Raw genomic sequence first — 7,789 nt, forward strand, 5'->3', positions numbered from 1 at the left:
CACGAGACGAAGGCGCGAGGTTGATCGTCGTGGATGTTGCGGACCTTGGACTGCCGGTGGACGTCCCGTCGACCGCGCTCTTCACCGACCAGTACGAGTTCACGATGCTCCAGGCGGCGCTGCAGTCCGGCACCGCCGAGCGCCGCTCCGTCTTCGAGGTCTTCACCCGCCGCCTGCCCGAGGGCCGCCGGTACGGCGTGGTCGCGGGCACCGGCCGGGTCCTGGACGCGGTGGAGAACTTCCGCTTCGACGCCGGCGTCCTCGGCTTCCTGCGCGAGGCGCGCATCGTCGACGAGCCGACCCTGGAGTGGCTCGCCGGCTACCGCTTCCGCGGCGACATCTGGGGCTACCCGGAGGGCGAGGTGTACTTCCCCGGCTCGCCGATCCTGCGGGTCGAGGGCTCCTTCGCCGAGTGCGTGCTGCTGGAGACCGTGATCCTCTCCGTCCTCAACCACGACTCGGCGATCGCCGCGGCGGCCTCCCGGATGTCGGCCGCCGCCGCCGGGCGCCGGCTCATCGAGATGGGCGCCCGCCGCACCCACGAGCTCTCCGCGGTCGCCGCGGCCCGGGCCGCGTACGTCGGCGGCTTCGACTCGACGTCCGACCTGGCGGCCGGCTTCCGCTACGCCATCCCCACCGTGGGCACCAGCGCGCACGCGTTCACCCTGCTGCACGACAGCGAGCGCGGCGCCTTCCAGGCGCAGGTCGACTCGCTCGGCCGCGGCACGACGCTGCTGGTCGACACCTACGACGTGGCCGAGGCGGTGCGCACCGCCGTGGACATCGCGGGCCCCGACCTCGGAGCCGTCCGCATCGACTCGGGCGACCTGCTGCTGGTGGCCCACCGGGTCCGCAGGCAGCTGGACGATCTGGGGGCCGTGAACACCCGCATCGTGGTCACCTCCGACCTCGACGAGTACGCCATCGCCTCGCTCGCGGCGGCTCCCGTCGACGCGTACGGCGTGGGCACCCAGCTGGTGACCGGCAGCGGGCACCCGACCTGTTCCATGGTCTACAAGCTGGTCGCCCGGGCCCGCTCGGCCGACCCGGGGGCACCCCTGGAGCCGGTCGCCAAGAAGTCGCTGGGCGCCAAGATGTCGATCGGCGGCCGCAAGTGGGCGGCGCGCCGGCCCGACGAGCACGGCGTCGCCGAGGCGGAGGTCGTCGGTCTCGGGGACGTGCCGGCGGACCTGGTGGACCGGCAGCTGCTGGTCCGGCTGGTCGCCTCCGGCGAGGTCGTCGGCCGCGAGCCGCTGGACGCGGCCCGCGACCGCCACATCGCGGCGCGCTCCGCGCTCCCGATGTCGGCGATCCAGCTCTCCCGCGGCGAACCGGTCATCCCCACCGAGTACGTCTGACGGGCCGACGGCCGTGAGGCCCCACGGCGGCCCGACCCCTCCCGTGGGGCGGCCGCAGTGGCTACGCTCGGTAGCCCTGCGAGCCGCCCCGACCGGACCCCCACCGAAGGACATGTCATGCACCGCGCGTTGATCGTCGTGGACGTTCAGAACGACTTCTGCGAGGGCGGCAGCCTCGCGGTGACCGGCGGCGCCGATGTCGCGGCCGCCATCACCGAGCTGATCGGCCAGGCCCAGCCGGGATACCGGCACGTGGTGGCCACCCGGGACCACCATGTCGACCCGGGCGACCACTTCTCGGAGCGTCCCGACTTCGTCGACTCCTGGCCGCGGCACTGCGTCGCCGGGACCGAGGGCGTCGGCTTCCACCCCAACTTCGCCCCGGCCGTCGCCTCCGGCGCCGTCGCCGCCGTCTTCGACAAGGGCGCCTACGCGGCCGCCTACAGCGGCTTCGAGGGGGCGGACGAGAACGGCGTCACGCTGGCCGAGTGGCTGCGGGCCCGGCACGTCACCGAGGTGGACGTCGTCGGCATCGCGACCGACCACTGCGTGCGCGCCACCGCGCTGGACTCCGCCCGGGAGGGCTTCACCACCCGCGTCCTGCTGGAGCTGACCGCCGGCGTCGCCGCCGCGACGACGGAGCGCGCGCTGGAGCAGCTGCGCGGCGCGGGAGTGGAGCTGACCGGCAAGCCGGTCGTCCGCTGACCTCGGCGGGGGCCGCACCACGGGTGCGGCACGCGCGGGGCAGGCCCCCGGCCATGGGCCCGGCCAGGGCGGTCCCGGGAGGGCCGTCCGGTCGGGCGCGCCCTGGACGCGAGCTGCCCGGCGTGTGAGCCCGGGCAGACCGTTCCCCACGGCCGCAGCCACAGCCGTCCGCCGCACCACGGGCGCGGCCCCCGGCCGCGGGCCCGGCCAGGGCGGTCCCGGGAGGGCGGTCCGGTCGGGCGCGCCCTCGGCGGGTGCGTCGCGCGCCCGGCGGGTGGGCTCGGGCAGGTCAGGCCGGAGCGGGGTGGACCTCGCCGGAGCAGGCCCCCGGCCGATGGCCCGGCGGGCGCGGGCCGCGCAGGTGGGTCAGCTGCGGGCCGCGGGTCTGAGGAGGGCGCGTATCGGGTGCCAGAGCTCCTGCGAGCGGCTCTCGGTCCGCCACAGCAGGCCGTCCGGATGGTGCAGCACGGCCGTGATCTCGTCGGGCGTGGGCGGCTCGGCGTTGCCCCGGAGGTAGACCGCGCGCAGCCCGAGATTGCGCAGCCTGGTCAGGGCGCGCGCCCGGTTCGCGGCATGCACCAGGAAGCGGACCGACGTCCCGTCGCCCGCCGGGTTCGGCAGGCTGAGGGCGACGACGACACTGCCTCCTGGCAACTTCGAAAAACCTCCGCCGGGCATGCGGAACCACTCCCCCGTGAGTTCGCTGTCAATAAGAACCTCGTCCCCCGCACCTAAACACGATCGGCCGCCGCCCGCTAGAGGGCGACGGCCGATCACGCTTTGACCTGCGACGATGCGGATTACTTGGTCGACGGACCGACCTTCACCGTGATCGTCTGGCCGCTGAGCGGCTCCTTGACGATCGAGATCCTGGTGTTGGTGTCAGTTACCTTGACGCTGCCCGTCGGGTTCTCCGGGTACCAGTACACGCCCTTCCTGTCGTCGAAGAACGACACCCCGCGCTGCGACGGGATCCGCAGCGCCACGTCCTTGTTGTGGAGCGTGAAGGCGTCGGTGCGGTACAGGCTGAACGACGAGTCGAACGTCTGGATCTTGTTGCGCAGCAGCGAGCCGTCGGCCCACTTCAGCGGCTTGGCGTGGGCGTCCACCGGAAGGATCAGACCCTGGCCCGGGTGGGCGCTGGTGTTGTTGTCCTTCTGGGAGGTGTCCCACTGCCAGACCATGAGGCCGTTCTGGTACGGGTAGTGCTCGACCCACGCGTCCTTCGGCGCCTTGAAGCCGAAGTTGTACGGGCCGACCCGCAGGGTCTCGTCGTACGACACGTACTGGCGGTTCTCGGCGATGTAGTACTGCTCGTACTCGAGCGTGAAGGACTCGCCGATGCGGTTGAAGCCCTTGGCGGCCCAACCCGCGTCGTCACCCTCGGCGTTGTCCGAGAACAGCACGGCGCCGTCGGCGTTGACGGTGATGGCGTCGGCCGCGAAGCCCTTGCCGGCCACGCCGCCGTCGGTCTGGTAGCGGAAGCGGACGTCGACCTTCTTGCCCGCGTAGGCGTCCAGCGAGTAGACGAGCTTCTTGTGCGCGCCGGAGACGCCGGTCAGGGCCGGCTTGTCACCGGCGTCGCGCGGGATGGCCTTGCCGTCCGCGGTGCCGTCGACGGGCGTCCAGTTGGCGCCGCCGTCGGTGGAGACCTCGGCGTACAGGTAGTCGTAGTTCTCCTCGATGTCCCACCAGCCGGTGAGTTCGAGGGAGGCCGCGGACTTGCCGGTGAGGTCGACCGAGCGGGTGAGGGTGTTCTTGAGGTCGTCGCCCATGTCGCTCCACCACTGCTTGGAGCCCTCGGAGGGCTTCACGACAGTCGTGGTGACCGGCTTCTTGGGCAGCTCGACGACGAGCGCCTGCGGCTTCTTGGTGTTGTACGCCGCCACGCCCAGGGTGTGGGTGGACTTCGTCGCCGCCTTGGCCGTCTCGTAGTCGAGCCAGCCCAGCTGGAGCTTGTCCCAGGCGGTCATGTCGCCGGGCAGGTCGCCGATGGAGTCCTTGCCGGTGCCGAGCCAGGAGCCCGCCGACATCAGGGTCCAGTAGCCGGTGGAGTTCTCGCCGCCGCCGGAGGTGTCGTAGTGGTCCGGCAGTCCGAGGTCGTGGCCGTACTCGTGGGCGAAGACGCCGAGGCCGCCGTTCTCCGGCTGCATGGTGTAGTCGCCGACCCAGATGCCGGTGTTGCCGATCTGGGTGCCGCCGGCCTTGTTGTTCGCCGGGCCGGACTTGCCGGCGTCGGTGCCGTAGGCGTACCAGCGGTGGGCCCACAGGGCGTTCTCGCCCTGGGCGCCGCCGCCCGCGGACTCGTCCTCGCCCGCGTGGACGATCTGGAAGTGGTCGATGTAGCCGTCGGACTCGTTGAAGTTGCCGTCGCCGTCGAAGTCGTAGCGGTCCCACTCGTCGTAGGCGGCGAGCTGCTGCTTGATCTCGGCGTCCGACGCGCCCTTGGCCTTCTGGTCGGCGGCCCAGGCGGTCACGCCGTCGCGGACGGTGTCCCACACGTTGGCGCAGTTGGTGTCGCCGCAGTAGTTGGAGCCGTAGCGGGCCTCGTTGTAGTCGACCTTGACCCAGTCGGAGACGGCGCCGTCGACCGAGTACCGGCCGGAGGACGTCTTCTCGTAGTAGGTCTTGAGGGACTGCTTCGGCTTGCCGTTCTTGTCCTTGCCGGTGCCGAAGTACAGGTCCTCGAAGTGCTTCTGGTTGTAGTCCGCCTGCCAGGCCGTCGAGTTGTCGACCTTGCGGTCGGGCTGCGCGATCCGGTTGTGGAGCGGACCGGGCTCGCCGCCGTACTTCTTGACGGGCGCCTCGGGGCCGTCCGGACCGTCCGGGTCGAACATCGTGGTGTCGTCGACCTTGTCGCCGAACTCCACGAGGATGGTGAAGATCTTGTCCGTCTTCTCGCGGGCGAGCTCGACGTACTTCTTGTCGTCGAGCTTGACGACCTTCGAGCCGCCACGCGTCTGCACGGTGGCGTCGCCGGATATGACCTGTTCGAGAGCGGCCTGACGCTGCTGCTCCTGCTGCTTGCTGAACGGGCCTTCGAGGTCGTGCTCGACATGGCCCTTGTGCGGCGCCGGGTCGTGCCGCTCGATGGCCGCAGGGTCCGGCGACTTCTGGCCGTCGGCCTGGGCGAAGGTGAACGCCGACGCCGTCGCGGTCGTCGCGGCGAGAGCCACGACGACTGCGGATGCTCTGAACGTCCGTCGCTTGCTGGTCACTTGAAGGTGTCCTCCCCCGCGTCCCGTCGCCGTCGCGGACCGGTTGGTGGGGTCGTCCGCGCGCGCGGGGTACGCGTCTCAAGTGACGACATTCGACCGGAGTTGACGAAGAAAAGACAGTCCTTGACTTGAACAGGCCAACTGCACTATGCAGGAGCACCGATCCGCTATCCGGACGAGAGGCCGACCGGTCAACAGGCGCTCACTTCAGGCCACTTGAGCCGCACCGTGACTCCGTGCGCCCCCCTTGCCCCGGCACCACGGGTAAGGTCACGCTTACTCGGCGTTCCTCCCGGGCATCCAGGACCGTAGAGTGCTGTGCCGGTGCGACTGGCGCCCAGCCTCCCCCGACCCTGCCCAGAGGACGGATACCGCGATGCCGCGTCCGACTGCCGCACAGTACGCCTACGGTTCGGCCACCGTCGTCTTCTCGGCCGTCGCCCTGCTCCTGCTGACCGGTGCGACGAGTGCCGTCGCCGTCGCCGGCGTCGGCGTGTTCGCGCTCGGCCTCGGGCTCACGGCCGCCGTGGCCGTCCCGCTGCGCCGCTCGGCGGCCGGGACGCGCTCCGGGCCCGCCGCCGCGCCGTCCGCCCCGGCCCCCGCGGCCCGCGCGGACGAGCTCGCGCCCAGGGTGCCCGCGCCCCGCGCCGGGGCACGGGCCGGCGGGCACTCCCTGCGCCGCTGAGACGGGCGCGGCGACCGCGCTACGGCGCCGAGACGACGACGGTCTTGCCGGCCTTGTCGTGCAGGCCCTGCTTGTACGGCCTGTCGGCCACCACCGTGATCAGGATGACCAGCCACCAGACGCAGTAGCAGCACACCAGCGCGGGCACCCACAGCACGACCGCGCGCATCAGGGAGGCGCTGGTGTCCGGGGTGCGCCCGTCGTTGAGCATGGCGACGCGCAGCTTCATCAGGCGCTTGCCGACGGTCCGCCCGTCCTTCTTCGTCATGAGCGTGTCGTAGCCGATGTACGCCACGAGGGAGATCAGGGTGAACAGCCACTGGCGGCCCGTGTTCACCTGATCGGTGATCTCGTCCCAGTCGTCGCCGCCGTCGGTGGTCCAGTCCCAGCCGCCCAGCAGCAGTGAGATGAGCGCGAGCGGCACGGCGATGATCAGGATGTCGACGATGCGGGCGACCAGCCGCTTGCCGAAGGGCGCCAGGGGCGGCATCCCCGCCAGCGGGTCCTGCCCGCCGTAGGGCCCCTGGCCGTAGGGCGGCTGCTGACCGCCGCCGTACGGGCCGCCCGGCGCGCCCGCGCCGCCCCCCGGGGTGTCGTACGGGGAGCCGCCGGGGGGCGGTTCGTACGGGGAGCCGCCGCCGCTGCCGTAGGGAGAGCCGCCGCCGGGCGGCGGCCCGCCGGCGCCGCTGCCGTCCGGTGGCGGCGTCGGCCCGTCGGGCCGCTTGCGGAACGGGTCGTCGTCGGGAGGCGGGGTGCCGGGCGGCTGGTCGTTGCTCATGTCGGCAGTGCATACCGGGGCACAGGGCCCCGCAACGGCTCGCGTGCGTTCGGGGGAACGCGCGCGGGCCGGGGGTGACGGCGGGTCAGCCGCTGACGAACGTGCCCGCCGCCTTGTCGTGCCAGCACTGGCGCCACGGCCGGTCGAAGAGGCACCACAGCACGTTCAGCACTCCGACGACGAGCACGCCGAGGAGGCTGTAGACGAGCCAGCGCCGCAGGGCGCCGCCGAAGGACGGCGGCTCGTGGGACTCGATGCCCATCACCCGCACGCCGCACAGCTTCTTGCCGAGCGTCCGGCCCCACCTGGCCGTCGGCAGCGCCTCGTACAGGACGCCGAGGACGAGCAGCGCGCCGAGGACGATGCCGATCTGACCCGCGGTGGTGCCGTCGACCAGCCACACCGTGACCGTCCGGCCGGAGAGCTTGGCCGCCTCGATCTTGCCGTCGACGTGCTCGATCGCGCTCATGCCGACCGGGACCGCCACCGCGGAGACGAGGGCGCCGAGCAGCAGGGTGTCCAGGAGCCGGGCCGCCAGGCGCTTGCCGAGCGGGGCCGGGCGGGCGTTCGCCTGCGCCTGGGCGGCACGCAGGAAGGGGTCGTCGACCGGGGGCTTCCACGGCACGACCGGCTGCTCCCCGCCCGGGGCCGCCGGGCCGGACTGCGCGAGCCGATGCACCTGCTGCGGCCACGAGGCGGCTCCCCCGCCGGGACCGCTGGTGAGCGGCGATCCCGCGGCGGGGGCGGCGGGCTGCCCGGGCGCGGCACCCGACGGGGCGACGACTGGGACGAGATCACCGATCAGGTGAACACGGGCCGCCAGTGGCTGTTCACCCTGATCTCCCTCGTGGCGTACATCGGCTACGACACGCTCATGACGAAGAAGGACGGGCGGACCGTCGGCAAGCGCCTGATGAAGCTGCGCGTCGCCATGCTCAACGACGGGCGCACCCCGGACACCAGCGCCTCCCTGATGCGCGCGGTCGTGCTGTGGGTGCCCGCGCTGGTGTGCTGCTACTGCGTCTGGTGGCTGGTCATCCTGATC

Annotated in this window: 7 protein-coding genes and 1 pseudogene; 4 read left to right on the plus strand and 4 right to left on the minus strand. The window is 72.2% G+C overall.

The window, feature by feature from the left end:
* Window positions 1-29 precede the first annotated feature (29 nt).
* Window positions 30-1,358: a nicotinate phosphoribosyltransferase gene (locus EAO77_RS03570; protein ID WP_187283101.1), complete on the plus strand. Its 1,329-nt coding sequence runs from the start codon at window positions 30-32 to the stop codon at window positions 1,356-1,358.
* Window positions 1,359-1,475: 117 nt separating this feature from the next.
* Window positions 1,476-2,063 carry an isochorismatase family protein gene (locus EAO77_RS03575; protein WP_147986667.1) on the plus strand — a complete coding sequence of 196 codons (588 nt, stop codon included), beginning with the start codon at window positions 1,476-1,478 and terminating at the stop codon, window positions 2,061-2,063.
* 366 nt (window positions 2,064-2,429) lie between these two features.
* On the opposite strand, the gene EAO77_RS03580 is transcribed toward EAO77_RS03575, so the two are convergent.
* A complete protein-coding gene (locus EAO77_RS03580; RefSeq protein ID WP_147986668.1) occupies window positions 2,430-2,741 on the minus strand; it encodes a hypothetical protein in 312 nt (103 codons plus the stop codon).
* Window positions 2,742-2,863: 122 nt separating this feature from the next.
* Entirely contained in the window at window positions 2,864-5,281 is a 2,418-nt protein-coding gene (locus tag EAO77_RS03585; RefSeq protein WP_147986669.1) for an immune inhibitor A domain-containing protein, read from the minus strand.
* A 376-nt stretch (window positions 5,282-5,657) separates the two neighbouring features.
* Here EAO77_RS03585 and EAO77_RS03590 point away from each other — a divergent pair, with 376 nt between their 5' ends.
* Entirely contained in the window at window positions 5,658-5,966 is a 309-nt protein-coding gene (locus EAO77_RS03590) for a hypothetical protein (RefSeq protein WP_147986670.1), read from the plus strand.
* Window positions 5,967-5,985: 19 nt separating this feature from the next.
* Here EAO77_RS03590 and EAO77_RS03595 read toward each other — a convergent pair whose 3' ends face one another.
* Both EAO77_RS03595 and EAO77_RS03600 read right to left on the minus strand, forming a co-directional pair.
* Complete coding sequence (locus tag EAO77_RS03595) at window positions 5,986-6,744, minus strand: RDD family protein (protein WP_147986671.1); 759 nt, start codon at window positions 6,742-6,744, stop codon at window positions 5,986-5,988.
* 85 nt (window positions 6,745-6,829) lie between these two features.
* Window positions 6,830-7,522, minus strand: a pseudogene (locus tag EAO77_RS03600) (RDD family protein); the annotation flags it as partial.
* Between the two features lie 27 nt (window positions 7,523-7,549).
* On the opposite strand from EAO77_RS03600, the gene EAO77_RS03605 reads away from it, so the two are divergent.
* Window positions 7,550-7,789, plus strand: a 240-nt coding sequence (locus tag EAO77_RS03605; protein ID WP_410088513.1) for an RDD family protein, incomplete at its 3' end; no start/stop codon positions are given.

Origin of the sequence: Streptomyces sp. T39, assembly GCF_008042045.1 — a bacterium.
In the GTDB taxonomy this organism is placed as follows: domain Bacteria; phylum Actinomycetota; class Actinomycetes; order Streptomycetales; family Streptomycetaceae; genus Streptomyces.

Bases quoted from the DNA above. Each gene is read 5' to 3' on its own strand.
- EAO77_RS03575 (WP_147986667.1), top strand. From the start codon at position 1,476: ATGCACCGCGCGTTGATCGTCGTGGACGTTCAGAACGACTTCTGCGAG.
- EAO77_RS03580 (WP_147986668.1), bottom strand. From the start codon at position 2,741: ATGCCCGGCGGAGGTTTTTCGAAGTTGCCAGGAGGCAGTGTCGTCGTC.
- EAO77_RS03590 (WP_147986670.1), top strand. From the start codon at position 5,658: ATGCCGCGTCCGACTGCCGCACAGTACGCCTACGGTTCGGCCACCGTC.
- EAO77_RS03595 (WP_147986671.1), bottom strand. From the start codon at position 6,744: ATGAGCAACGACCAGCCGCCCGGCACCCCGCCTCCCGACGACGACCCG.